This is a genomic window from Prosthecobacter sp. (assembly GCF_049294395.1).
Taxonomy (GTDB): domain Bacteria; phylum Verrucomicrobiota; class Verrucomicrobiia; order Verrucomicrobiales; family Verrucomicrobiaceae; genus Prosthecobacter.
Map to the genome: position 1 here is coordinate 1 of NZ_JBAQCR010000162.1, position 23,070 is coordinate 23,070.

The 23,070-nt window shown below is 59.8% G+C and carries 22 protein-coding genes; 7 read left to right on the forward strand and 15 right to left on the reverse strand.

Features of this window, described 5'->3' with window-relative positions; all coding sequences use genetic code 11:
* A partial coding sequence (locus WAW39_RS10750; protein WP_422318596.1) for an efflux transporter outer membrane subunit occupies positions 1 to 995 on the reverse strand: 995 nt, incomplete at its 3' end.
* 63 nt (positions 996 to 1,058) lie between these two features.
* Positions 1,059 to 1,361 (reverse strand): hypothetical protein, encoded by a 303-nt coding sequence (locus WAW39_RS10755; RefSeq protein ID WP_422318598.1) that lies wholly within the window; start codon positions 1,359 to 1,361, stop codon positions 1,059 to 1,061.
* 95 nt (positions 1,362 to 1,456) lie between these two features.
* On the opposite strand from WAW39_RS10755, the gene WAW39_RS10760 reads away from it, so the two are divergent.
* The gene (locus tag WAW39_RS10760; protein WP_422318600.1) at positions 1,457 to 3,091 is read left to right on the forward strand and encodes a sulfatase; all 1,635 of its coding nucleotides are present in this window, start codon (positions 1,457 to 1,459) and stop codon (positions 3,089 to 3,091) included.
* A 114-nt stretch (positions 3,092 to 3,205) separates the two neighbouring features.
* Positions 3,206 to 3,529, forward strand: coding sequence for a hypothetical protein (locus tag WAW39_RS10765; protein WP_422318602.1), 324 nt, complete (start codon positions 3,206 to 3,208; stop codon positions 3,527 to 3,529).
* Positions 3,530 to 3,621: 92 nt separating this feature from the next.
* On the opposite strand, the gene WAW39_RS10770 is transcribed toward WAW39_RS10765, so the two are convergent.
* Positions 3,622 to 4,011, reverse strand: coding sequence for an RNA-binding S4 domain-containing protein (locus WAW39_RS10770; protein WP_422318603.1), 390 nt, complete (start codon positions 4,009 to 4,011; stop codon positions 3,622 to 3,624).
* The gene (locus WAW39_RS10775) at positions 4,008 to 4,706 is read right to left on the reverse strand and encodes a YggS family pyridoxal phosphate-dependent enzyme (RefSeq protein ID WP_422318605.1); all 699 of its coding nucleotides are present in this window, start codon (positions 4,704 to 4,706) and stop codon (positions 4,008 to 4,010) included. The genes WAW39_RS10770 and WAW39_RS10775 overlap by 4 nt, the downstream gene beginning before the upstream one ends.
* Positions 4,707 to 4,777: 71 nt before the next feature.
* Here WAW39_RS10775 and WAW39_RS10780 point away from each other — a divergent pair, with 71 nt between their 5' ends.
* Positions 4,778 to 6,097, forward strand: a complete 1,320-nt coding sequence (locus WAW39_RS10780) for a Gfo/Idh/MocA family protein (RefSeq protein ID WP_422318607.1) — start codon at positions 4,778 to 4,780, stop codon at positions 6,095 to 6,097.
* Positions 6,098 to 6,705: 608 nt separating this feature from the next.
* Here WAW39_RS10780 and WAW39_RS10785 read toward each other — a convergent pair.
* From WAW39_RS10785 to WAW39_RS10810, 6 genes are all read right to left on the reverse strand, one after another.
* Entirely contained in the window at positions 6,706 to 7,194 is a 489-nt protein-coding gene (locus WAW39_RS10785; protein WP_422318609.1) for a transposase, read from the reverse strand.
* Positions 7,195 to 7,201: 7 nt separating this feature from the next.
* On the reverse strand, positions 7,202 to 7,516 hold the full coding sequence (locus WAW39_RS10790) for a hypothetical protein (RefSeq protein WP_422318611.1): 315 nt from the start codon (positions 7,514 to 7,516) through the stop codon (positions 7,202 to 7,204).
* A 451-nt stretch (positions 7,517 to 7,967) separates the two neighbouring features.
* On the reverse strand, positions 7,968 to 8,618 hold the full coding sequence (locus WAW39_RS10795; RefSeq protein ID WP_422318613.1) for a C40 family peptidase: 651 nt from the start codon (positions 8,616 to 8,618) through the stop codon (positions 7,968 to 7,970).
* Positions 8,619 to 8,797: 179 nt separating this feature from the next.
* On the reverse strand, positions 8,798 to 9,547 hold the full coding sequence (locus tag WAW39_RS10800; protein ID WP_422318615.1) for an ABC transporter ATP-binding protein: 750 nt from the start codon (positions 9,545 to 9,547) through the stop codon (positions 8,798 to 8,800).
* Complete coding sequence (locus WAW39_RS10805) at positions 9,547 to 11,352, reverse strand: efflux RND transporter periplasmic adaptor subunit (RefSeq protein WP_422318617.1); 1,806 nt, start codon at positions 11,350 to 11,352, stop codon at positions 9,547 to 9,549. The genes WAW39_RS10800 and WAW39_RS10805 overlap by 1 nt, the downstream gene beginning before the upstream one ends.
* A complete protein-coding gene (locus tag WAW39_RS10810; protein WP_422318619.1) occupies positions 11,349 to 13,052 on the reverse strand; it encodes a TolC family protein in 1,704 nt (567 codons plus the stop codon). The genes WAW39_RS10805 and WAW39_RS10810 overlap by 4 nt, the downstream gene beginning before the upstream one ends.
* A gap of 128 nt (positions 13,053 to 13,180) precedes the next feature.
* On the opposite strand from WAW39_RS10810, the gene WAW39_RS10815 reads away from it, so the two are divergent.
* The 3 genes from WAW39_RS10815 (at position 13,181) to WAW39_RS10825 (ending at position 15,821) form a co-directional block, all read left to right on the forward strand.
* The gene (locus tag WAW39_RS10815; RefSeq protein WP_422318621.1) at positions 13,181 to 13,855 is read left to right on the forward strand and encodes a sigma-70 family RNA polymerase sigma factor; all 675 of its coding nucleotides are present in this window, start codon (positions 13,181 to 13,183) and stop codon (positions 13,853 to 13,855) included.
* Positions 13,856 to 14,050: 195 nt separating this feature from the next.
* Positions 14,051 to 15,451, forward strand: a complete 1,401-nt coding sequence (locus tag WAW39_RS10820) for a N,N-dimethylformamidase beta subunit family domain-containing protein (RefSeq protein ID WP_422318623.1) — start codon at positions 14,051 to 14,053, stop codon at positions 15,449 to 15,451.
* Between the two features lie 94 nt (positions 15,452 to 15,545).
* A complete protein-coding gene (locus WAW39_RS10825) occupies positions 15,546 to 15,821 on the forward strand; it encodes a hypothetical protein (protein ID WP_422318625.1) in 276 nt (91 codons plus the stop codon).
* Between the two features lie 19 nt (positions 15,822 to 15,840).
* On the opposite strand, the gene WAW39_RS10830 is transcribed toward WAW39_RS10825, so the two are convergent.
* Complete coding sequence (locus WAW39_RS10830) at positions 15,841 to 16,104, reverse strand: hypothetical protein (protein WP_422318627.1); 264 nt, start codon at positions 16,102 to 16,104, stop codon at positions 15,841 to 15,843.
* Between the two features lie 161 nt (positions 16,105 to 16,265).
* Here WAW39_RS10830 and mgtA point away from each other — a divergent pair, with 161 nt between their 5' ends.
* Complete coding sequence (gene mgtA / locus WAW39_RS10835; RefSeq protein ID WP_422318629.1) at positions 16,266 to 18,788, forward strand: magnesium-translocating P-type ATPase; 2,523 nt, start codon at positions 16,266 to 16,268, stop codon at positions 18,786 to 18,788.
* On the opposite strand, the gene WAW39_RS10840 is transcribed toward mgtA, so the two are convergent.
* The 4 genes from WAW39_RS10840 to WAW39_RS10855 form a co-directional block, all read right to left on the reverse strand.
* Positions 18,785 to 19,804 (reverse strand): lysylphosphatidylglycerol synthase transmembrane domain-containing protein, encoded by a 1,020-nt coding sequence (locus WAW39_RS10840; RefSeq protein ID WP_422318631.1) that lies wholly within the window; start codon positions 19,802 to 19,804, stop codon positions 18,785 to 18,787. The two genes, mgtA and WAW39_RS10840, sit on opposite strands and share 4 nt — an antisense overlap.
* A gap of 50 nt (positions 19,805 to 19,854) precedes the next feature.
* Complete coding sequence (locus WAW39_RS10845; RefSeq protein ID WP_422318633.1) at positions 19,855 to 20,790, reverse strand: sodium:calcium antiporter; 936 nt, start codon at positions 20,788 to 20,790, stop codon at positions 19,855 to 19,857.
* Positions 20,791 to 20,912: 122 nt separating this feature from the next.
* The gene (locus tag WAW39_RS10850) at positions 20,913 to 22,205 is read right to left on the reverse strand and encodes a hypothetical protein (protein WP_422318635.1); all 1,293 of its coding nucleotides are present in this window, start codon (positions 22,203 to 22,205) and stop codon (positions 20,913 to 20,915) included.
* 9 nt (positions 22,206 to 22,214) lie between these two features.
* Positions 22,215 to 23,045: a ThuA domain-containing protein gene (locus WAW39_RS10855; RefSeq protein ID WP_422318637.1), complete on the reverse strand. Its 831-nt coding sequence runs from the start codon at positions 23,043 to 23,045 to the stop codon at positions 22,215 to 22,217.
* Between the last annotated feature and the right edge of the window lie 25 nt (positions 23,046 to 23,070).

Below are 23,070 nucleotides of genomic sequence, written 5' to 3' on the forward strand. Positions count from 1 at the left end.
TTCTCGGCACCGATACTTTCCAGACCACCGCTGCCGACGATGCTGAAGGCCGGGTAGAACGAGGCCGTGGAAACTCCCACCTTGGCGTTCGCCTCACGCATTTTCTGCTCTGCCGCGCGGATGTCAGGCCGACGCTGCAGGAGTGTGGAGGGCAGCCCGCCGGGCACTTTCGGCGGCCTTGGCAGGCTGGTGGCCTTGGCGATGTGGAAGTTCGAAGGGATTTCACCGCAGATGACCGCGAGAGCGTTTTCGGCATTGCCGCGCTGGCGCTCCAGTGCGGCCAGATCGTTGCGGGCGAGCTCCAGTTCCGTCCGGGCGCGGGCCACGTCCATTTCGTTCGCCAGGCCGCCTTTGAAGCGTGATTCCTGAAGCTTCAGCGCTTCTTCGCGCCAGGTCTGCGTGCCGATCACGACCTGCATCTGACGATCCAGCGAATGAGTTAGGAAGTACAACCGCGCCACTTCTGCGGCGAGGGTCAGACGCCTGGCGGAGAGAGTCTCCATGGCGGCAAACTGGGAGGCTTTGGAGCCTTCCACACCGCGACGCACCCGGCCCCAGAGGTCAAATTCCCAGCCCAGTTCGAGCAGGTTTTGAAACCGGCGGCGTTGCGTCTTGGGCAGGGAGACACCGGGGGGAAGGTTGGCACCAAAGGAGCTTTGCGAAAGGCGCTCATAATTCATCCCATTTTTCATGTCGAGCTGGGGGAACCAGTCCGCCTGCTGCACGCCGACTAGCGCGCGAGCGGTTTCGACACGTGCCAGAGCACTGCGCAGCTCCTGATTGTTCTCCATTGCGCGTTCTTCCAGCCGGTTCAGTTCAGAGGAGCCAAACAGCTTCCACCATTCACCGGGGACGGGGATGTCCGCCGTGCTGGCAGTGCCGCCATTCTTCCACTTGGAGGGCATCAGCACATCCGGCAGTTTGAAGTTTGGCCCGACGCTGCAGGAGGCACACGTCAATGTGGTCGTGAGGCAGAGAATTCGAAAGTGGTTCATGCGCGCCTATTCATGGGGTGAAACGTTCTTAGTGCAACCATCAAGACAGAGGTTCGTCCCCGGCTACTGAGGCAGACAGCCTGCCACTTTCTGCCGCCAGCTGGCGAGGACATCGTTTGCAACCTCATGCGCTTCCTCAGCGCTGACGTGCTCGGTGACAGCATGTGCGGCGGGCAGCCAGGAGGGAGTGGAGACTTCACCGATGTGATCGTGCTTTTCGGCACGGAGGAAGGCGCGCAGCTGCACGGTGAGCAGGTTTGTGCTGCGGTCATGGCTGGCGACCGCCTCAACACAAACTTCAAACGGAACTCCTTCAATTTCAAGGATGCGGATGACTTGAGTGGTATCGAGCAGTGAGTGAATCATGGTTTGAGGTTCCTGAGCAATGCCGGGGTGTCGCTGCCATGTATGCGCTTAATTTTGCGAAGGTTTACGCACCAAGCCCTCGTTATGACGCAGCCATGCGTTTTCTTCTTTGCTGCCTAGCCCTGACCACCCTCGCCACTGCGGCTGACAAGCCGCTGAACATCCTCTTTCTCTTTGCCGACGACTGGGGCCGCTATGCGAGCATCTACGCAGAGCACGAGAAATTTCCTTCGCCCAACCAGGTGGTGAAGACGCCGAACATCGACCGCATTGCCCGCGAGGGTGCGCTGTTTCGCCGGGCCTATGTGAACGCGCCAAGCTGCACGCCCTGCCGGAGTTCCCTGCTGTCAGGCCGCTATTTCTTCAACTGCGGACGTGCCGCCATCCTGAACGGTGCGGTGTGGGACCCGGCGATCCCGAGCTACCCGCTGCAGCTCAAGGACCAGGGCTACCACCTCGGCAAGTCCTTCAAGGTTTGGAGTCCCGGCGAGCCTGCGGACGCGCCGTATGGCGGCCAGCAGTTTGCGTATCAGAAGAGTGGCGGGCGTTGCAATCAGTTCTCTGAAGAGGTCACCAAGATGGTCGCCAATGGTGTGCCGCTGGAAACGGCGAAGCAGCAGATCTACGACGAAGTGCGGGGCAATTTTGACAGCTTCCTGGCCGCCCGCCCCCAAGGCGCGCCGTTTGCCTTCTGGCATGGCCCCACCAACGTGCATCGCAAGTGGGTCAAGGGCAGCGGGCAGGCGCAGTGGGGCATCAATCCGGACGACTTGAAGGGCAAGCTGCCCAAGCACCTGCCCGATGTGCCGGAATTCCGCGAGGACTTCGGCAGCTACCTGGGTGAAATCCAAGCCTTCGATGCGCAGGTGGGCGTGATCCTCAAGCGTCTGGAAGAGGCGGGCGAGTATGACAACACCGTCATCGTCATCAGCGGCGACCATGGCGCTCCCGGATTCCCCGGCGGCAAGTGCAACCTCTATGACTTTGGCGTGAATGTGACCCTGGCGATCCGCTGGCCGGGACAGCCGGGCGGACGGTATATTGAGGACTTCGTGAACCTCATGGACCTGGCGCCCACGTTCATGGAGATCGGTGGGGCCAAGATTCCTGAAGGGGTGAACGGCAAAAGCCTCGTGAGCTTGATGAAATCCGGCAAATCCGGCCAGATTGAGAAGGAACGCGACTACGTCATCACAGGGCGTGAGCGCCACGTGAGCATCGCCCGGGAAGGCAACCTCCCCTACCCGCAGCGTGCGCTGCGCAAGGACGGCTTCCTTTACATCCACAACTTCAAGCCCGAGCGCATGCCCATGGGTGACTACAAATCGCTGACCGACAGCTTCACCCCTTCACAGGACGCGCTGGAGAATGACACCTATGCCGCTTTTCCTGACATGGATTCCTCTCCCGCCAAGGCCTGGCTGATCGAGCATCGCAATGACTCGCAGTACAAGTGGCACTTTGACTATGCTTTTGCCAAACGCCCCGAAGAGGAGCTGTATGACCTCAGCAAAGATCCCGACTCCACGATCAATGTGGCGAAGGAACCTGCGTATGCGGACGTGAGAGCCAAGATGGCTGCCGAATTGCAGGAGAAACTCAAGGCCGTGGGTGATCCACGCGTGACGATGGATCCCGTGCCGTTTGAGAACCCGCCGTTTACGCTGGACACCAAGTCGGACAAACCCGGCAAGGGGAAGAAGGGTAAAGGGAAGGCGAAGGCGGAGTGAGCACTGCGCCACACCCGCTTTTCCTTGTTTCCCATTCCCCCTCTAGAGAACTTTTTGTGAAAACGAGGCGTGCGGACCCCCTCGCATTCGGGCGTTTTTGACGGAGAATGCGCCATGAATCTTTACGAGGTCATTTTCCACGGTTCGTATGGTAAGGCGGACGACGCTGATACGATTTACCTCGTGTCAGCACCCGATTTCAAGTCAGCCATTGACGCGGTCTGGTGCAACGCATCATCGAGCAATCATGGCGGCGAGCGATTCCCGTTGGCTGACGTTGTTCACGAGATTGGTGTAGATTCATCACGTCACGCAGAAGCCGTCGGCACTCGGATCATACGTGGACCATATATCCAGTGCGCTTATAATTACGGCTGGAAGTCGTGGAACCGAAAGATTGATGGTTCTGAAAAAACAAACGAGTGGGAGGAAAATTGACAAAGTCAAAAGCTGGCAGCAGTCACTTGTTTAGACTAGCACGGGAGCAGCGGCACCTTTCCAGAGTGAGCTAAAGCTCACGAGTACTTTCGTCACTCCCCCTGCTCCTCCCAGAACTTGCGCAGTTCACGCAGTTGTTTCTTGTCCGGTTTGGCGACAACTTCATGCGCGCGGGGTTGGATGAGCTCACGCTCGCGGCGGAGTTCGCTTGCGCGTTGAATCCACTCGATGGGGGTGAGGTTTTCGCAAAACTCGGGGACTTTGGGCGGGCCGAGGCGCTGGGGAGAGAAGGCGATGACACGCAGGCGCAGGCGGAGATCGCCGCGCACCACTTCGAGGATGTCGGTCGGTTTGAGATCGCGGGAGGCTTTCACGGGCTGGCCGTCGATGGTGACGTTGCCGCGGGCGCAGGCCTGGGTGGCGAGGGTGCGGGTTTTAAAGACGCGCACGTGGTGCAGCCATTTGTCGGCACGCTGGCTCATGCAGCGGTCTGGTAGGTTCGTTCACCAAAGATGGCGCTGCCGACGCGGACGATGGTGGCGCCTTCTTCGATGGCGATTTCGAAGTCGTGACTCATGCCCATGCTGAGGCGCGGGAGCGGTGCGCCGCCGCGTTGGGCGAGTTCGTCGCGGAGCTCGCGCAGGTGCGTGAAGTAGGGGCGGCTTTTCGCAGGGTCGGCATCGAAGGGCGGAATGCACATGAGGCCCTGGATTTCGAGGCGCTTGAGCGCATAGAGTGCTTCCAGGCTGGCGCGGAGCTGCTCGGCGCTGAAGCCGTGCTTGCTGCTTTCGGCGGCCAGATTGACCTCGATGTAAACCTGGGGAAAGAGGCCGAGTTCTCCGGCGATGCGGTCCACATCGCGAGCAAGATCTAGCGAGCCGATGCTGTGGATGGCCTTCACATGCGGCAGGACTTTGCGCACTTTGTTGGACTGCAGATGGCCGATGAGATGCCAGTGCAGATTCGCGGGAAGCTGCGGGGCTTTGGCGAGGATCTCCTGCACCTTGTTTTCACCAAAGAGAAGCTGACCGGCATCCACGGCTTCGCGGATGGCTTTGACGGGGAAGGTTTTTGAGACGGCGAGCAGCTCGATCGAAGCAGGATCACGGCCGCAGCGCTGGGCGGCGGCGGTGATGCGGTCGCGGATGGCTTGCAGGCGGTCGGAGAGGGCGTTCATATCTTGGCAAAGAGAAACGGAAGATGGGCTGGCCGCGCAACGTATTTTCGCGCTCCACCTATTCATTCCACATGCAATCACGCCGCCATTTCATCCGTCAGTCCGCCGCCACGCTGTTCGCCGCCCCCTGGGTCACCACCGGGATGCGTGCCGCTTCTCCGAACGGCAAGCTGCGCCATGCGGCCTTCGGCGCCTCGGGCATGAGCATGGCGGACATGAGCGCCATGTCCAACCACCCGATGTGGGAACTGACGGCGGTGTGTGATGTGGACACCCGCAACTTCAAGAAAGCGCAGGAAAAATGGCCGAACATCAAGGTGTATCAGGACTGGCGCGAACTGCTGGAAAAGGAATCTGCCAACATCGACAGCGTGAACGTTTCCACGCCTGACCACATGCACGGCAGCATCGGCCTGGCCGCCATCGCGAAGGGCAAGCATGTGTATGGCCAGAAGCCGCTGGCGCACAATCTGTGGGAGTGCCGCCAGATGGTGGAGCGTGCACGTGACAAAGGCGTGATGACGCAGATGGGCATCCAGATTTCATCGGCATTCACGGAACGCCATGCGGTGGCGCTGATTCAGATGGGGGCCATCGGCAAGGTGAAGGAAGCCCACACGTTTTCGAACAAGAAGTGGGGCGATCTTGAAGTGCGTCCGACGAAGAGCGATCCGATCCCCGAAGGCTTCAACTGGGACAAGTGGCTCGGCGTGGCGAGCGAGCGCAGCTACATCCAGGGCTACGATCATCCGGGCCAATGGCGCAAACGCCGCGACTTCGGCACCGGCACCCTCGGAGACATGGGCTGCCACATGTTCAGCGGCTGGTTCCGCTCGCTGGATCTCGCCGCTCCGATCTCGGTGAAGTCCAGCGGTCCTGTCCCCAACAAGGACAACTGGGCCATCAATGCGGTCGTGGAATACACCTTCAAAGGCACGAAGTACACCGCTGGCGACACCATGAAGGTGACCTGGACCGACGGCGATGCGCGTCCGCCGGCAGAAGTCATGGCTTTGGTGGGTGATGTGGCCAAGTTCCCCGGCCAGGGCACCATTTACCTAGGCACCGAGGGCGTGCTGCTCTCCCCGCACGGCTCCACACCGCTGCTGTACCCGCGTGAAAAGTTTGCCAAATTCGGCGCTTATCCCAAGCTGGAGCCCCGTGACCACTGGGCAGACTTCATCGACTGCTGCCTGAAGGGCGACAAGAAGCCCTCCGCCAATTTTGACTACGCAGGACCGCTGACAGAGGCGGTGCTTCTCGGCTGCCTTGCGAGCGCCTTCCCGAATGAAAACCTCATCTGGGATGCGCCCGCGCTCAAGATTCCAAACAGCGCCAATGCGGACAAAATGGTGCGCCGCGACTACCGCAAGGGCTGGGAAATCGTGTGAGGAGGCGCGACCTTTTTACCTTCAGATCTCAAAGTAGCGAGCCGCTTCGTAGGATGGGTGTGGCGACAGCCCGCCCGTCTATGAGCGTTTAGCAAACACACCGGCATAGTTACGCCCTCGCAGTCGGGCGGTTTGGCGAAGAGGCATTCGCATGTTGATGAGTGTCTTGGTCGCCAAACACACCCATCCTGCTATGAGGGCTCTGTCAAAGGTGTGTTGTTGTTTTCTTTGTCTTTCGTTTTTTGGGGACCTCTGCGGCGAGTGATTCGCCTCGTGTCGGGGGTGGGTTGTTGATGGGATTGGTGACGGCTTCCTCCAGCTAGGGCGCCTGGACTCAAGCGCTTTCCATCCTGCTATCCGCACGTGATCTCTGCGGATCAGTGCATGTTACTTCATTCGTTTGCGGCTGGAGGAACGGGCGGCGGCTCCATCTACGAGTCGGTCAGCTCTCACTGACCAGGACGGGTGTCGAGCGCGCCGCGCCGTTCCAAAGGGGTCTCGGGGGAAAGGGGGGCTGTGTGGGTGGTGGCTGTGTCTTGGGGCTTGATGTCGCGATGGGTTCACTCGGGTTTGGGGATGAGTCACTTCGCGTGCTCACCAGCACCGCGTCATGCGGCCGTCTTTGCTGCGATGAGTCCAAGGGCCTCCAGCGTGCTGCGTCCGGTGTTGAGCCGCCAGAGGTCCACGGCAAGCTCGCGCGCCAGGGCCACGGCGATCTTTTTCTTGTTGGCCGGAGCTCTGCCGCCATCGCCCTTCAGGCGCTCCACCACTTTGAGCAGCCGCTTCCATCCGGGCTGCAGCCGGATGAACCGCCACACCGATTCCACCAGCGCGTGCCGCAGCCGGGGATTGCCATGTTTATTAATGCCGCCCTGCCTGCGTCTGCCGCCGCTGCTGTGCTCGCTGGGACACAGCCCGGTATAGCTGCTGACCTGCCGCCGGTTGTTGAACCGGGTCCAGTCGAGCACTTCGTTTTCGATGATGCGTTCGGTGAGCGCTCCGAGCCCCTTGGGCCGCGACGTCGCTGCCGTGGCCCGCGCTTCGATCTCTGCCTCGCGCTGCCCGATGAGTTCATCAAGCTTCACGAGCACCTGCATCAGCGGCTCAAGCAGATCTTTGAGATGCTGCGGCAGCCGTTTGCTCAGCGCACTCCACGCGCCCTTGCGCCACCAGTTCCTGCGGCTTCATGCGCTGGGCGGGCTGCACGGTGGCGGCGGCGGTCTTGCGGCAGACCACGTGCTGGCGCAGATGCACGTCGATGCCCAGATGAATGATCTCGGGCAGCGGCGCAGACTGCGCGGCCGATGTTTCCGGCTTCACCGCGATGCTTGCGGCAGCCGGCTCCTTGCTGCTCAACGTCGTCTTCGCCGCTTGGCCGCTCTTGTTTGTCTTGATGCTTTGGGTAGTTTGCTTGGCCATGTGGGTGGTGTGTTCAGGGTTGCTCAACACTCCCTTCTTATCACCGATCCGCTTCGGTGACTCCGCCCACATGGTATCTACGGTCCAGAGAGCCCGCATGCCTTGTCAACTAACAGACCTGTTTTCACTTGAGCTTGTTATGATATCGTCAGCGATTGAAGAAGAGTCTAAGGGAACCCAAGTCGTGAAAGGCGGTAAAACAGAGCTTACTCCGTTAGATTGGGACATGGCAGCAATCCGACCAACCACCGCTCCCGCCGTTCCACACTTCAAGGACGGCGCACCTTTTTGAGCGCCCGCGAAACCATAGACCCGAAAATTCGGACCCGCACAGCGTTTCCCTACCTGCGCTGCGTCACGCGCGCATCTTGAATGGCAGGGATGCACGGCATGCTTCCTTTTTCTGGATTGCTGATCAAGCATGTCACAGACATGAAGCCTTGAGCATCCCTCAAAATGCCCAGCGAAATGGGGCGTTGGGGATCAGTTTGGACTTTGGATAGGCGGAGATGCGCACCTGATTGTGGGAGTTGCCGCTGAGGAGCCAGACGTTGGTGGCGTCCTGTGCGTGCAGGAATCCGATGTGGCCGCTGCCGGCCTGATCCACTGTGAGGGGCTGCAAGATGCAGATGGCACCGTAGGTCGCGACCACCGGGCGGCCCCAGCTCCACCAGTCGGAAACTTTGGCGCTGCCGCGGGGCTGGTAGCCGGAATTCTTCACGCACCAGTTCACGAAAGCGGCGCACCAGGCGGTTTCATCGTGCAGCAGATTGCCGCTGATCCCGCAGCTCCGCAGATACTCCAGAATGCGCGGATTGTCTGCTGCTCCCGCCCACTCCTGCACGCCCACTTCCATGATGGCGATCTGCATCCAAGGCGGCGGTGCCGCAAAATTTGTGGGAGCAGCCGCAGCGGTTTCAGGCGCTGCGTAATCTCCACCGCCGTCGATGGTCACGATCTGGCCCGGAAACAGCACCTTCCATTTCCCGGAACCCCAATCAACCAGCGCGGGGTTCAGCTCTTGAAAGCGATCCAGCGTCATGCCAAAAGAATTCGCGATGTGAGTGGGATTGTCGCCGGGCTGAACAATGTATTGGGCCATGGGATGGGATCATTGCAGCAGTGCGGGAGAGAGTTCAAATGGCAAAGAGATCCAGATGCGCGGAGGCGCGTGCCACGCAGGGAATCTGCGGACTGCTGCGCGGAGGGATGGGTGCTTGCGGAGTGCTGCGGGTTCGGAGACCCGCGCTCCCTGGCACCGTGGACTTCACTCTGCCCGATTCAGGCGGCAAGGCCGTAGTGCTCGCCGATGACTTTGCCGCGGAGGCGGTCGGCTTTGGCGCCGGCCTGGTCGTGTTCGATGACGCCGTCGCGGAGGCGGATGATGCGGGTGCAGCGCTGGACCATGCGTTCGTCATGGGTGACGAAGACGAGGGTCTTGCCCTGCTGATTGAGATCGTCGAAGAGATCGAGGATTTCCTTGCCGGACTTGGAGTCGAGATTGCCAGTGGCTTCGTCGGCGAGAATGACGAGCGGGCTGTTCGACAGGGCGCGAGCGATGGCGACGCGCTGCTGCTGACCACCGGAAAGTTCGTTAGGCTTGTGATGGAGGCGGTGCTCAAGGCCGACCTGGCTGGCAAGCCGGGTGCCGGTTTCGATCATCTCTGAGTCTTTCGCGCCGCCATAGTACATCGGCACGGCGATGTTTTCGATGACGCTGAGCTGCTGGATGAGATTGTAGCTCTGGAAGATGAAGCCGAGGTTTTTGTTCCGCGCGGCGGAGAGATCGTCATCCTCAAGATGCGCGACATTGAGACCGCCGAGGAAGTAGTCGCCAGAGGTGGGCTGATCGAGACAACCGAGGACATTGAGCAGGGTGGACTTGCCGCAGCCGGAGGGGCCCATGATGCAGACGTATTCTCCAGGATAGATGGAGAGTGAGACGCCCTGCAGCACGTGCTGGGTGGTCTCCCCCATCTGGTAACTCTTGCAGATGTCCACCAGCTTGATGATGGGATCGGTGTCCGGCATCACGGTTTGGCGATCGCCACGGCTTTGTCCTTGGGCTTGGAAGGTTTGGCTTTGGGCTGACCGCCTTCAGGTTCAGATTTGACCGCACCTCCCATGTCGGTTTCGGCTTTCTTCGGGAGTGCCAGGGCCACGGCTTCGCCGCCCTGCAGACCATCACGCACCTCGATGAATTCATCATTGAAGAGACCGGTGCTGATCTCCCGGCGTTCCAGATTGCCGTTGTTGCTGATGTAGCAGAAATGATGATCCTGATCGACCTCAATGGACTGAACCGGGACGTAGAGCACATCGGCCAGTTGATCGACGATGATCTCGACCTTGGCGTTCATACCCGGCTTCATCCAGGGGTGGTAGCCGTTGATGTGAATGGTGCAGGGATAGACTTTCAGATTGGGCGTGTAACGGCTGCTGCTGGAGTCTGGTAGCACGGCGAGTTCGGCAACGCGACCATCCAGCTCCTTGCCGGGTTCGGCATCGACGCGGACTTTGACGGGCTGGCCGATGCGCACCTTTTTGATCTGGGATTCATGAACGTTGACGCGGACACCCATCTGGCTCATGTCCGGAATGGTGAGCAAGGTCTGACGCAGGCGGACCGTGGCTCCTTCTTCGATGCTGTTGTTGTAGTTGTAGGATGAGCTGGCGTTCAAATCGCCGTAGGCGACCAAGCCGGGCTGCGGGGCCTTGATGACGCAGGCCTTGAGCTGGAGCTCCAAGTTTTCACGCTGAGCGAGCTCCATTTCATAGCGCCGCTTGGCGGTGCTGAACCGGGTCTCCGCCTGGGCCATGCGGGAGCGATTGGCGCGGATGGTGCGCTGCAGCTTGTTGAGCGCCTCACGATAGGCGGCGAGGTAGGTGGCGCAATGCTTGCTGAATTCGTACTTTTTATACAAGGCGAGCGCCGTTTCCGAAGTTTTCACGGAGAGCTGCACTTTTTCGAAGCCCACCAAGTCATTCTCCATCTGGGCGGAGGTGACGAATTTTTTCTCCGCGAGACGCTTGGAGGATTCCACCTTCTGCTTGGCGAGGGCCAGTTCCGAGCGGTGCAGCAACAGATCGTCCTCGAGCTGCCGCAGCTTCTGCTGGGCCTCACCATCACTCTGCGCCTTCTGTTCAAGGAAGGGAGTGAAGTTGATCATTTCGCTGACCGGAGGTGCTGCAATTGTTTTTTTGGCCACGCCGGGCTTGGCATTGGCACCGCGTTTGGCGAGGGCCGCCTCCGAAGAAACTTGGGCGTTGGCCTGAGTCTCTAGGACATCCGCGTATTTTTCAAAGGCATCCACGTCCGGGGGCAGACCTGCCGTGGTGAGAATAGCGCCGGTGACTTCGCGCCCGAGGTACTTTTCAAAGTCCATGAGGGCGAAGATGGCAACCTGCTTCACGTCGCGGACCAGAGTTTGGTTTTCACTTTTCTGGATCTCGCGGTTCTCATCGGCGTCGATGTAGTTTGAAACCGTGGTCTGAAAGTCGATCTCGTGGGTCTCGATCTTGGTTTTGAGGTCGGTGCTGTCGAGTTCGATCAAGACCTTGCCATCTTTGACGTCTTCCTCGCTGATCAGATAACCTTCAGGAATGAGGCTGAGAATTTTGGTGGGGATTTCGATTTCGCTCTTCACCTCATTGTTTTGCAAGGCGCGTATTTCCCCGCCCTGGAGCACGGTGATCTCGAGCGGGCCACGCTGCACAATGCGCGTGGGCACCTTTTCAGCTGCAGCGCCACCGCCGGACATGCTCCACCAGCCGACGACAGCGAGGACGCTGACGCCTGCGATGATGATTCCTGTGTTGGATGTTCCCTTCTTCATTCTCCTTTTGGCTTCTCCTTGTTCAATACGTCCACCCAGCCGCCGTCTTTCTCAATGAACAGCACTCCCATGTCCCGCCAGAGGCGGAGACGGACGAGCGTGTGATTGATGGTGGTGGAAACCATGAGGTTTCGCGTGGTGTTCATGTCGCGCTGGGCATCGACGAGATTGATGGCGGTGCCGAGGCCTTCGGCGTTGAAGGCTTCTTCGACCTCCAGACGCTGCGTGCTGATCTCCATGCCCAGCTTGGCGAGTTCGTACTGCTTGCGGGCGAGCTGCAAATCACGCCAGCCGGTGCGGACATCGCTGCGGGTGTTTTCTTCAAAGAGATCGAGGGCACGTCTGGCCTGCTGCTCGGCGACGATGGATGAGCGCAGGATATTTCTCTCAGGCTTTTGATTGAGGTTGAGATCGGTGTTCAGGCCCACGCTGTAGCTCTTGTTGCGGGGCTCGATTGTGAAGTCGTTGCGATCCGGGTTGTCGAGCATGTTGTAGTTGACCAGGGCGTTGACACTTGGGAGCGCCTGCTGCTTGGCGATGAGAACGCGCCGACTGGTGTCCTCCACTTGATCCCGCAGGTTCCAGATGTCGAGACGGTTGGTCATGGCGATGGAGATGGCCTCATCCAGCGTGCCGGGGGATTCGATGATCTGGAGGGCGTCCTTGTCCTTGTAGTCCACGACGAAACGCTCGGTGACGGGCAGTCCGAGATTAACCTTCAGGTCATCCAATGCCTGCTCGTAGTCGCGGATGGCGCTGATCCATGAACGCTCAAACACGATGCGGGACTGAACGAGACGAAAGACGGAAGACTTGGTGCTGTTGGCGGCATTCTCCTTCTGCATGGCGGTCTCACGAGCCACGACAAAATCAAAGGCTTTGAAGGCGAGGTAAGCATTGCGCGCGGTCTCGCGGGACTGGATGACGCCGTAGTACTGGGCGGCGATGTCCACAGCGAAGGATTTGCGATACTGGGCAAAGGTACGAATCGCGTAGAGGACACTGCGCTCACTTTGAGTGAGTACTTCCGAGGCGGAGAGATAGCCGGCACCGCTGAGGAGCGGCTGCGCCAGGGAGAAGCCGAGCTGGGAGATGCCGCTGTCTTTGCCTCCAGTGAAGAACCGCACAAAATTGGTGGTCAGGTTTGTGGCCAGCAAGGTCCCTGTGCGAGTGAGCGCGGAAAACCCCAGATTTCCGGTGGTGGTGAGCGTGGAGGTGCGGACCAGATTGTTGATGCCGGCGACCGCATCGGTGCTGGCCTTGGTGGTGGAGCCGCTGCCTGAAATGATGGGGCCGTACTGCTGCCGGACGAGGGTGAGGTTCAGCGCGGCAAGGTAGACCGTTTCCTTTTGGACCAGATAGGTGCGATTACGATGCACTGCGTAGTCCAAGGCCTCAGCCAGACTGATCACGCGTGCATTCTCCTCCAAGTAGGCGCGGTCCCCCAGAAACTCCTCCTTCTTCATGTTTTTGCGGAGTTCCTCCATCCTCACCGGTGGCGGTGGAGTAATGTCTAGAAACGCCTGCCCTGAATTTGGCACCTTGCTGGCTTTTTTGCGGAGGATGCCATAGGTCTCTTTGTCAGCCCATTTCTTGTAAAATCCCGTGCTGCATGAGCTCAATCCCAGGGCCAGCAGCGTGAGAGACGCGACGGCAGGCTGGAAGAGACGATGATTTGGCATAGGAAGTCTGACCGGCATTTGGGGTGGTTGGGCCGGGAGGGTTGGTTTTGGGGACAATGCAATACGGCAGCCTGCAGGGCGATCTATCGAATGGATGACAAAACGTCGTTGCCTCCACTCAAGCCGCCGTTACTATCCACCCCCGCATGTCCGACCTCCCGAAAGTCGCTGAAACTGAAGAACTCCTCAGAGAGACCTCTGGATCGCCCCCGACCCGGAAGACGCTCATTGAAAAATTGGACAACTGGGATGATTGGGCCAGCTGGGATGAATTTTACCGCACCTATTCGGGTTTCGTCTTCCACGTGGCGCGCAAGACGGGCCTGAGTGATGACGAGGCCAATGATGTGGTGCAGGAGACCTTCATCGGCGTGGCCAAGAACCTGCAGAAGAAGAAGTTCGACACCAGCCTGGGCTCCTTCAAATCCTTCCTCCTCAACCAGGCACGCTGGCGCATTCTGGACCAGTTCCGCCGACGCAAGAAGCAGCAGAGCCGTGAGGCCAATCTGTACGCGGACGAAACCGACGAGCGCCGCACGGCGCCGATCGATCGCTGCGCGGATCCGAATGGCGTGGCGCTGGAGAAGCTGTGGGAAAAAGAGTGGCAGGACAAGGTGATGGACATCGCGCTGCGCCGGGTGCGTGCGCTGGTGTCTCCGCGTCAGTTCCAGATTTTCTCCTGCTATGTGATCAAGGGCTGGAGCCCTGAGCGCGTGAAGAAGGAGCTTGGCGTCAATGCGGCACAGGTGTACCTGGCGAAGCATCGGGTGGGACGCATCCTGAAGCGCGAAGCGGCGAAGCTGTCTGAGGCGGAGCAGTAGGGCTTGCTGCGGTGCGGGCTTGGAGAGCACTGAAATCGTGGGACGTTTTCAACATCCTCGCAGACGGGTGGGCTGTCGCCATCCCCATCCTACGGTTGGGAGCATGTTTCGTTTACTCAACGGACTGATGACGATACTCCAGACTGCTATCGAGCTTCGTGAAAGCGCCGGCCCTTCTCACGCGTAGCGGTATGCATGCGCCGCACTCTCGCTCTCCTCTTATTCGCCGTCTCATCTCTGCATGCAGCGGATCCAGCACCGCTGTTCATCGAAGGCTATGCCGGGCAGCGGAGCATCGCGCAGGGGGAGGAAATTCCGATCCATGTGAGTACGACGGCGGCGAAGTATGAGATCGAGGTGGCGCGCCTGGGCGCCACGCGGGAGGTCGTGTGGAAGAAATCGGATGTGCCCGGTGCTGCCCATCCGGTGCCGGAGGATGCGTCTGCGAATGGCTGCCGCTGGCCGGAGAGTGTGCGCGTGCCCAGCGGTGCAGCGTGGAAAAGCGGCTACTATGAAGTGAGCCTGCGTGCGGCTGATGCGGGCGGCAAATGGACGCACCGTGGCAAACGCACCGCAGAGAGCAGCACGTGGTTTATTGTGCGGCAGGCCCAACCGGGCACGACCTCGAAGATCCTGCTGCAGCTTTGCACGAACACGTACAACGCCTACAACAACTGGGGCGGATTTTCTGTGTATGCCTACAACAGCCTTTCGAACAACCAGGGGCATCGGGTGAGCTTCGAGCGGCCTGGTCCTTCGCAGTTTGCGCGGTGGGAGCTGCCCTTTGTGCAATGGGCGGAGAAGAATGGCTACGCGTTGGAATTCGCCGCGAATGACGATCTGGAATTTCGCCCGGAGATGCTGACGAGCTACAAGCTGGTGCTGAGCGTGGGCCATGATGAGTACTGGAGCACGCCGATGCGGGACAACCTGGAAGCGTGGATCGGCAAGGGTGGCAATGTGGCCTTCTTCAGCGGGAACACGTGCTGCTGGCAGGTACGTGCCGAAGACAACGGCCGCGCCTTCACCTGCTGCAAACAGAACTACCACCTGGACCCCGTCTTCGCGACGCGTGACTTCAAAACGCTGAGCACGGCATGGAGCCATCATCTGCTGAAGCGTCCTGAGAACGAACTGACGGGGGTCGGCTTTCTGTGGGGTGGCTATCGCAAAAGCCATGGGCAGTTCATGACTGATCCGGCGGAGTATGAGGTGCACCGCCCCGACCACTGGGTGCTGGCAGGCACCGGTTTGAAGCGTGGCGACAAGTTCGGCGGCAAGGACACCATCGTGGGCTATGAATGCGATGGCTGTGAACTCCAATGGAAGGAAGGCCTGCCATTTCCGACTTTCAAGGATGGCACGCCGAAGACCTTTGAAGTCCTAGCCACATGCCCGGTGCGCTGGCACCCCGATGATGCGGAATGGTATGAGCAGTGGGAGAAGGGACGCACGGGCGCGGCCTGTCTGGGACTCTACACACGTGGAGGCACGGTTTTCACCGCCGCCACCACCGACTGGGCGCACGGCCTGCAGGGTGGTGATGCCGCAGTGATACGCATCACGCAGAATCTGCTGGAACGACTGGGAAAATGAGGTGGCGAGGATGTCGGTTTGAGAGCATCTTCCGCCCAGCTTCACGCAAGATGCGTGAAGCCACCTAAGCGAGATGGGATACGTTTAATCTGCCATGAATCCTCAAACGCCACCGCACGCAGCTGAGCTCTCCATTCACCAAACTCTGAAGCGAGTGGAAGAATGTGTGCGACGTGAACCGACGAAAGTGGTGGTGGTGGCACTGGGCACGGGCCTGATACTCAATCTCCTGCCCTCACGCGTGCTGGCCAGAGCGACGGCGAGCATCGCGACGCGGCTGCTGCCGCCGGTCCTCCTGGGACTGGGCGTGCTGAAAGCCTTTGAGATTTGCTGTGAAAAAGATGCCGCCAAGATGCCGCAAGGCCGTTGAATTCGAGTTAGCCTAGATCTCACAACAAGGGGTCGGCGTCTGCCCAGACTAGCAGCGCGTCTTCAGGATCATCTTCCTGATTGTCCCAGTGCAGACTGCCGTCCGGCCTCACACAGGGTGGCAACTCATGGGGGTAGTACATCGACTTCACGCCTGAGAACTGCGCGCTGCCGAGGTGGCCACCTAGCACGACGCTCGGCTTCACGAGAAGCCGCAGGCACATGCAACTGCCTCTCCATGGACAGTCCAGAGAGCATTCCAAGCTGGTGGCGTGCTTGTTCATGGTTGTGTGCACCTTGAGCTAGTGGGCAACTGCGTGCTCTGTCCATGCGCAATATCCCTTCGTCACTCCTACTGGATTCCAGTAGGGTTCGGAGCAGGCAGAGGTGGGAACAGAGATTGTGTCATTGCAAATTTCGTGGCTGCGCCTGACAGGTGGTGCGCATGGACATTCACCTGCTTACTATTGACGCCGCACTGGCGCAGGTCAGTTCAAACCGAGATGGCCTGACGTCCTCTGAGGCTGCGGCAAGGATGGCGCGGGACAAAGCCGGAGTGCACAAATCTGGCGGCGGCCCATCGCGGCTGCTGCTGAATCAATTCCGCAGCCCGCTGGTGATTTTGCTGCTTGTGGCCATGGTGATCTCCTCCTTCCTTGGCGACAAGATGGACGTGGTGATCGTCTCGACGGTGGTGCTGATGAGCACGCTGCTCGGATTTTGGCAGGAATATCGTGCAGCGAATGCGGTGGCGGCGCTGCTGGCGGTGATCCAGGCGAAGGCCACCGTGCTGCGTGATAACAAGACGATGGATCTGCCGGCCGATCAGATTGTCTCAGGGGATGTGGTGATGCTGAGCGCGGGAGACACCATTCCAGGGGACGGGCTGCTGATTGAATCCAAGGATCTGTTTGTCGATGAATCCGCGCTGACGGGTGAAAGCTATCCTGCGGAGAAGAAGGTCGGTGCGGTGGCTGAAAACGCGAGGCAGAGCGAACGCTTCAACGCGGTGTTTGAAGGCACGCATGTGGTGAGCGGCACGGCGCGTGTGCTGGTGGTGCACACCGGCGCGGAGACGGAGTTTGGCGCCATCTCCGAGAGGCTGAGGCTGCGCGCGCCGGAGACGGATTTTGAGCGCGGGCTGCGCCGCTTTGGTGAGATGCTGATCAAGGTGACGCTCGTTTTCGTCATCGCGATTTTTGCCATCAATGTTTTCTTCCACCGCCCGGTCTTGGAGTCGTTCTTGTTTGCGCTGGCCCTTGCTGTGGGCATGACGCCGGAACTGCTGCCGGCCATCGTGAGCATCACGCTGGCGCGCGGCGCGAAGCGCATGGCGGAGGACCAGGTCATCGTGCGCAGGCTGTCCTCAATTGAAAACTTTGGCAGCATGAACGTGTTGTGTTCTGACAAGACGGGCACGCTCACTGAAGGGCGCGTCAAGCTGCTGGGGGCGTATGATGCGCAGGGCAGTGCCAGCGAACTGGTGCGACTGCAAGCCGTGTTGAACGCCACTTTTGAAAGCGGCTTCACGAATCCGATCGACGCCGCGCTGCGTGCGGAAGCCGGCCTCGATTTGAGCACCTTCAGCAAGTTTGATGAAGTGCCCTATGACTTCATCCGCAAGCGGCTCAGCGTTGTGGTGGAGCACGCCGACGCGGCACGACGCCATGTCATGATCACCAAGGGGGCCTTTGCCAATGTGCTGGCGGTTTGCACCAAGGTGTCCACACCCAAGGGGGATCAACCGATGGCGGAGTTTCATGCCGATTTGCTGCAGCGATTTGCCGACTACAGCAATGCCGGCCATCGAGTACTGGGAGTGGCCAACCGGGATGTGACCGACGATCCCGTGATCAACAAGGATGACGAGCAGGAGATGACCTTCACAGGCTTTCTGCTGTTTGATGACCCGCCCAAAGCGGGTGCGGCCGAGGCGATTCAAGAGCTGCGGCAGCTGGGGGTGGACTTCAAGGTGATCACGGGAGACAACCGCCTCATGGCCCAGCGCCTGGGCACGCAGATGGGCATTGCGAGGCCGGATGTACTCACGGGTGAAGAGCTGCACCAGATGAACGACGCCGCGTTGATCAATCGCGTGAGCGAGGTGGACATCTTTGCGGAAACGGAGCCGAACCAGAAGGAGCGAATCCTGATCGCGCTGCGCAAAGCCGGGCATGTGGTGGGTTATCTGGGTGATGGGATCAATGACGCCTCCGCGCTGCATGCGGCGGACGTGGGCATCTCGGTGGAGGGAGCGGTGGATGTGGCCAAGGAGGCGGCGGACATCGTGCTGCTGCGGCATGATCTGGGTGTTCTCGCGCGGGGTGTGCGCAATGGGCGCATCACGTTTGCGAATACGCTGAAATACATCTTCATCACCACCAGCGCGAATTTTGGAAACATGTTCAGCATGGCGGGGGCATCCCTGTTCCTGCCGTTTTTGCCGCTGCTGCCGAAGCAGATTTTGCTCAACAACTTCCTCTCCGACCTGCCTGCGCTGACCATTGCGACGGACAGCGTGGATCCCGAGCAGGTGCTGAAGCCGCGGCGCTGGGACCAGAAGTTCATCCGGCGTTTCATGGTGGCCTTCGGCCTCGTGAGCTCGGTGTTTGACTACCTCACCTTCGGCGCGCTGCTGCTGATGCTACAGGCGAGCGAGGCGCAGTTTCAAACGGGGTGGTTCATCGAATCACTCATGACGGAGCTGTTCATCGTCATGGTCATTCGCACGCATCGCTCGATCTTCCAGAGCAAACCCGGCCGCATCCTCGCCATCGCCACGCTCGTCGTCGCCGGCAGCACCATCGTGCTGCCTTACACCGCTCTTGGCGCCATGTTTGGCCTTGTTCCCCTGCCCTGGTATTTCATGGCCACGCTTGTGATCATCACCATGCTTTATTTGCTGACCAGCGAGGTGGTGAAGCGGGTGATGTTCGCAAAGCTGGAGCAGGCGGCAGCGCCCCATTAATCGCGGCGGTTTCGCAGGAGACGCCGTGAGCAGATCAGACCGGGAATCATGGGCAGCCAGAAGCTGAGGCCACGGAATAGCAACGTGGCTGACAGGCCGACTGAGAGCGGCATGCCAATGCTTTTCAAGGCCATGACGGAGGCTGTTTCAAAGGTGCCAAGGCCACCCGGGATGATGCCGATGGTGCGGAACAAATTTGAAACCATGAAGCTGGCAAACACGCCGCCGAGGGATGACGTCACGCCGAGAGCGCGGGCCGCCACCCAGATCGTTGCGGCATCCAGCACAAAGATCAGCGCGTGCATGACGAAGGCGAGGAGCAGCACGCGGTGGTTTTTAAATGAGCCGGCGGGTGCGTGCTCCACCCATTGCAGGAGGCGAGTCAGTTTGGTGAAACGCTGGAGTCTGGTTTTCACCCAGTTCAAGCCTCCGCTGGGCAGGTAGATCAGAAAGGCAACCACACCCAGTTCCACCAGCAGAAAGACCAGCATGGCGGCGTTCACCCATCCAGGCAGATAGGCATGGTAGAGGGTCACTCCTAGAGCCACGGCCATGCAGGAGGCATAGGCGAGGTGATACAGCGCCACGTCCACCAACACCGCAGACGCGACAACGGCACGTGGCATGCCCAGACGTGAGAGGGCACCGGACACCACCGCCACGCCGCTGATGCCACCGGATGGCAGCGCCTGATCCACAAAGAGCATGGCAAGACTCAGCTCAAAGGATTTGCCCAAGGACAGCACCTGTCCACCCGCGCTGACAACCACGCGCCAGACGATGCCCTGTAGTATGTAAGTGCCCGATTGCAGCAGCAGAGCCAGGACGAGCCAGGACACATTGATCTGGTTTAACAAACGCAGAAACTCCTCCTCTTCGGTGAGGTGCGTCACGACCAAAACCAAGGTGCCGCAGGCGGCGGCCCCCACCAGCCAGATCAACCACGGTCTGGATGATGCCGCCCCTTCAGGCAGGAGCGAATCATCAGATGCGGCTGGGCTCTTCAGTTCTGGCATGCTCTTTAGTTGCAAGCGCCAGTCTTTGCCGTCAATCGCGAAACCTGCCGTCAATGCGCAGCGCTGTGGTCCAAGGACAGCATGACATAGACCGCATACACAGCCAGCAGGAGGAAGCCGCGGAAGCGGCCGATGTAGCCGCCAGGGCCGGGAATGATCAGCAGGGTGGTCAGCGCACCAAAGAGCAGGCTTGGCATGATCTCAGGCAGGTTCACCTTGTAGGGGTGGATGAAGGCGGCAACAGAGGCGATGAACATCACATTGAAGATGTTGCTTCCCAGTATATTGCCCAGGCCCACATCATGATGGCCGCGCATGCGGGCAATGAGAGTGGTGGCAAGTTCTGGAGTGCTGGTGGCCATCGCGACGATGACCGCCCCCACGATGAAAGGACTCCAGCCCAGTGCCGCAGCAATCTTTGTGCCGCCATGCACGACGAACTGGGCCGAACTGATCAACAAAATCAGGCCAACAAGGATGCAGCCCACCATCCGAGCCAATGGCACTTTTTGCGCTGGTGCTGCTTGAGCCGCCGCATGGGTGCGGGCATGGGAGATCACCACCAGGAGCCAGACGAAGAAGATGCCCATCATGATCATGGCATCCGAGCGAGAGAACCAGCCGTCCATGAGCAAGGCATACACAATGCCCGGCACCAGCAGGGAGACGAACCAGTCCCGCAGCACACCGCTGTCCTCCGCCTTCATGCCGGAGAACGACAGAACCAGACCGAGCACAAGGGAGACATTGACGACGTTGCTGCCCAGCACATCGCCGAGGGAAATCTGTGGCACACCATCGCGCGCAGCATGGATGGCGACCATGAGCTCCGGGGAGGATGTCCCGAATGCAGCGACAGTGACGCCAATGACTGCCGTGGGCCAGCGAGCCCAAGCGGCCAGCCCCACGCCGCCTTTCACAAAGAGTTCACCGCCAAACCAAGCGAGCACGACACCGGCGATGAGATACAAAATGGCTATAGTCATAAACGTGAGGGGATGTGCGGCATCCCTCGTCAAAGGCGCATGCAGTGGCAAGTGCGATCGGCGTGTGTTTTTGGAATGGACAAGCAATACTACACAATGCTGAAGCGGTGCCAACCTTATGGTCACTTCCCCTTCCCCACTGCCGGCAAGACGCGACCGGTGATCTGCTGGCTGAGGAGCTGATACGCCTGCGACTGCCAATGGAAATTGTCGCCAGAGGCGAGATCAAGGTGCGCGGCAAGCAAAGCATAAGCATCGATTACTTCGACATTTTCCTGCTTCATCACCTGGGCGGAAAGCGTGTTGAGGCGCAGCACCACGTCATTCTTGTCGCCAAAGGCGGTGACGGGTTTATCGGGCGCAGGACGTGCTGCCGTATGCGGCGTGGTCATGAGGTAGAAGATTTTTGCCTGCGGTGCGCCGGTCTTGAAGCAACGTGTCAGCTTCTGCATCCGCTCCATCACGAGAGTGTCGGGGACTTTGTCCGGTGTCCAGCCCAGGGAATGCAGGCCATTGTTGAAGACCACCGCGTCAAACTTGAACCGTCCGCCCATCTCTGTCAGCGCCTGCTCGGGCACGTCACGACCCACGAAGTGGACGCAGTGGAAGACATAGACGTGCTGCTTGAGCATCTCGGCAATGAAAGGGCCGCTGTAGCCTCCCGAGATGGAGTCGCCGTAGATCAGCACCTTGGGCCACTCCGGGTGCTCGACCTTCGGCACGTCCAGCGCCCAGCCTTTTCCGGCGACCGCGCCGCGTGGAAACGCGCCAGTGGTCTCCTTCTTCGAGACGTAGCTGTAGGCGGGGCCGAAGACCTTCACGGCATGCACCGTCACCGGCATGGTTTTGGCCTTCGCGTTGTCGTTGCGCCCAATCCACATGGGTTCGCCATTTGGGATGAGCTCCATGTAGCATTTTTTGATGGGAGCGTCATTGATGTAGAAGGTGGCCAGGCCGTTGCGCACGGCCATGGTGAATGTGACGGGCTTGTTGATCTCCGGCTCGTTTCGACCGTTGAGCGCGCCGCCGACCATGAGGATCTTGTTCACGACCGAGTTCACCTGTCGCGCATAGTAGGGCTTGTCCTTGTAGTTGAAGAACATGGCGAAGCCGTCGTCCTTCACTCCGCTCTGCTTGTTCATCAAGGTGAAGACGGCGTCCTGCACTAGGGCATCGAGCGAAAGGGTGACCTGCACGGTGAAGTTCTTCTGGTCAGGAAAAGCTTCCGCAGGCACGGCGAAGGATGCGCCATCGCGCAGTTTCACCACGCCGTCTGCTTTTTCCACCGCGCCGGACTTGTGCGCCGCAGGGATTTCGTTTTTGGCCAGATCCCAGAGAACGGGTTCATCGGCGGCGGATGCTGCGCTGGTGAATGAGAGCAGCAGGATGGTGAGAAGTGTGGGTGTGTGGATCATGAGCGTGTACTACTTGGTCGCTTTGCCTTCAGTTTTCCTGCCTGCAGCAGCCCAGCGGATGCCCTCCAGCACATGCTGGCGGACGAAGGGGGTGCTCAGTGAACGCAGATCGTGGCCGAACTCGGTGTAGAAAAAGCGACCGCCTGCCGCCGGCTCATGCGTCCAAGCGATGGGATGATCCGCGCCCATGGGCTTGCCGCCGCGGGTTTTGAAATAGTCGCGCACGGGTGTGTAGGTGTTCTCATCCACGCGCAGCAGGACTTGGAAGCCGGGCAGGCCGGTGACGGAGCGGTCGTGATTGGTCCAGTCGGCCTCGATGAAAAATTCCGCAGGCTGGCTTTTCACAGCGGGATGGTCTTTTGCGGCGGGATCGACGATTACTTTTGCCTTGGAGAAATCCGAGTCGCTGTTGAAGTCGCAGCCGCCCAACTGGTTCAACCATGGCCAGCCGGTTTGATGCACGAGAGCCGCATGCAGGCCGACGACGCCTTTCTTCCCGCTGGCAAACCATGCCTCCACCGACTGCCGCTGGGCCTCGGGGATGATCTTGTCGAGTTCGTTGGCGTTGTTGAGCAGCAGCACATCGTACTTGGCAATCACCTGAGGCATGAGGTCTTTCGGGCTCTCGGTGATGTCCACATCGAAGCCGTTTTCATGGCCGAGCAGCACCAGCCAGCGGTTGATGGCGGGGATGTCGGGATGGCGGTAGTAGGCTGTGGCGGAGAAGACGAGCACCTTCATGCGGTCTGCGCTGGGTGTGGTGGGAGCAGGGGTGTCGTGAGCGAAGGTGAAGCTGGTGAGAGCTATGAGGAAGAGGATGGGGAGGGCGCGGAGAGTCATTGGGGGAGGCAGCGGCTGGTGGGTG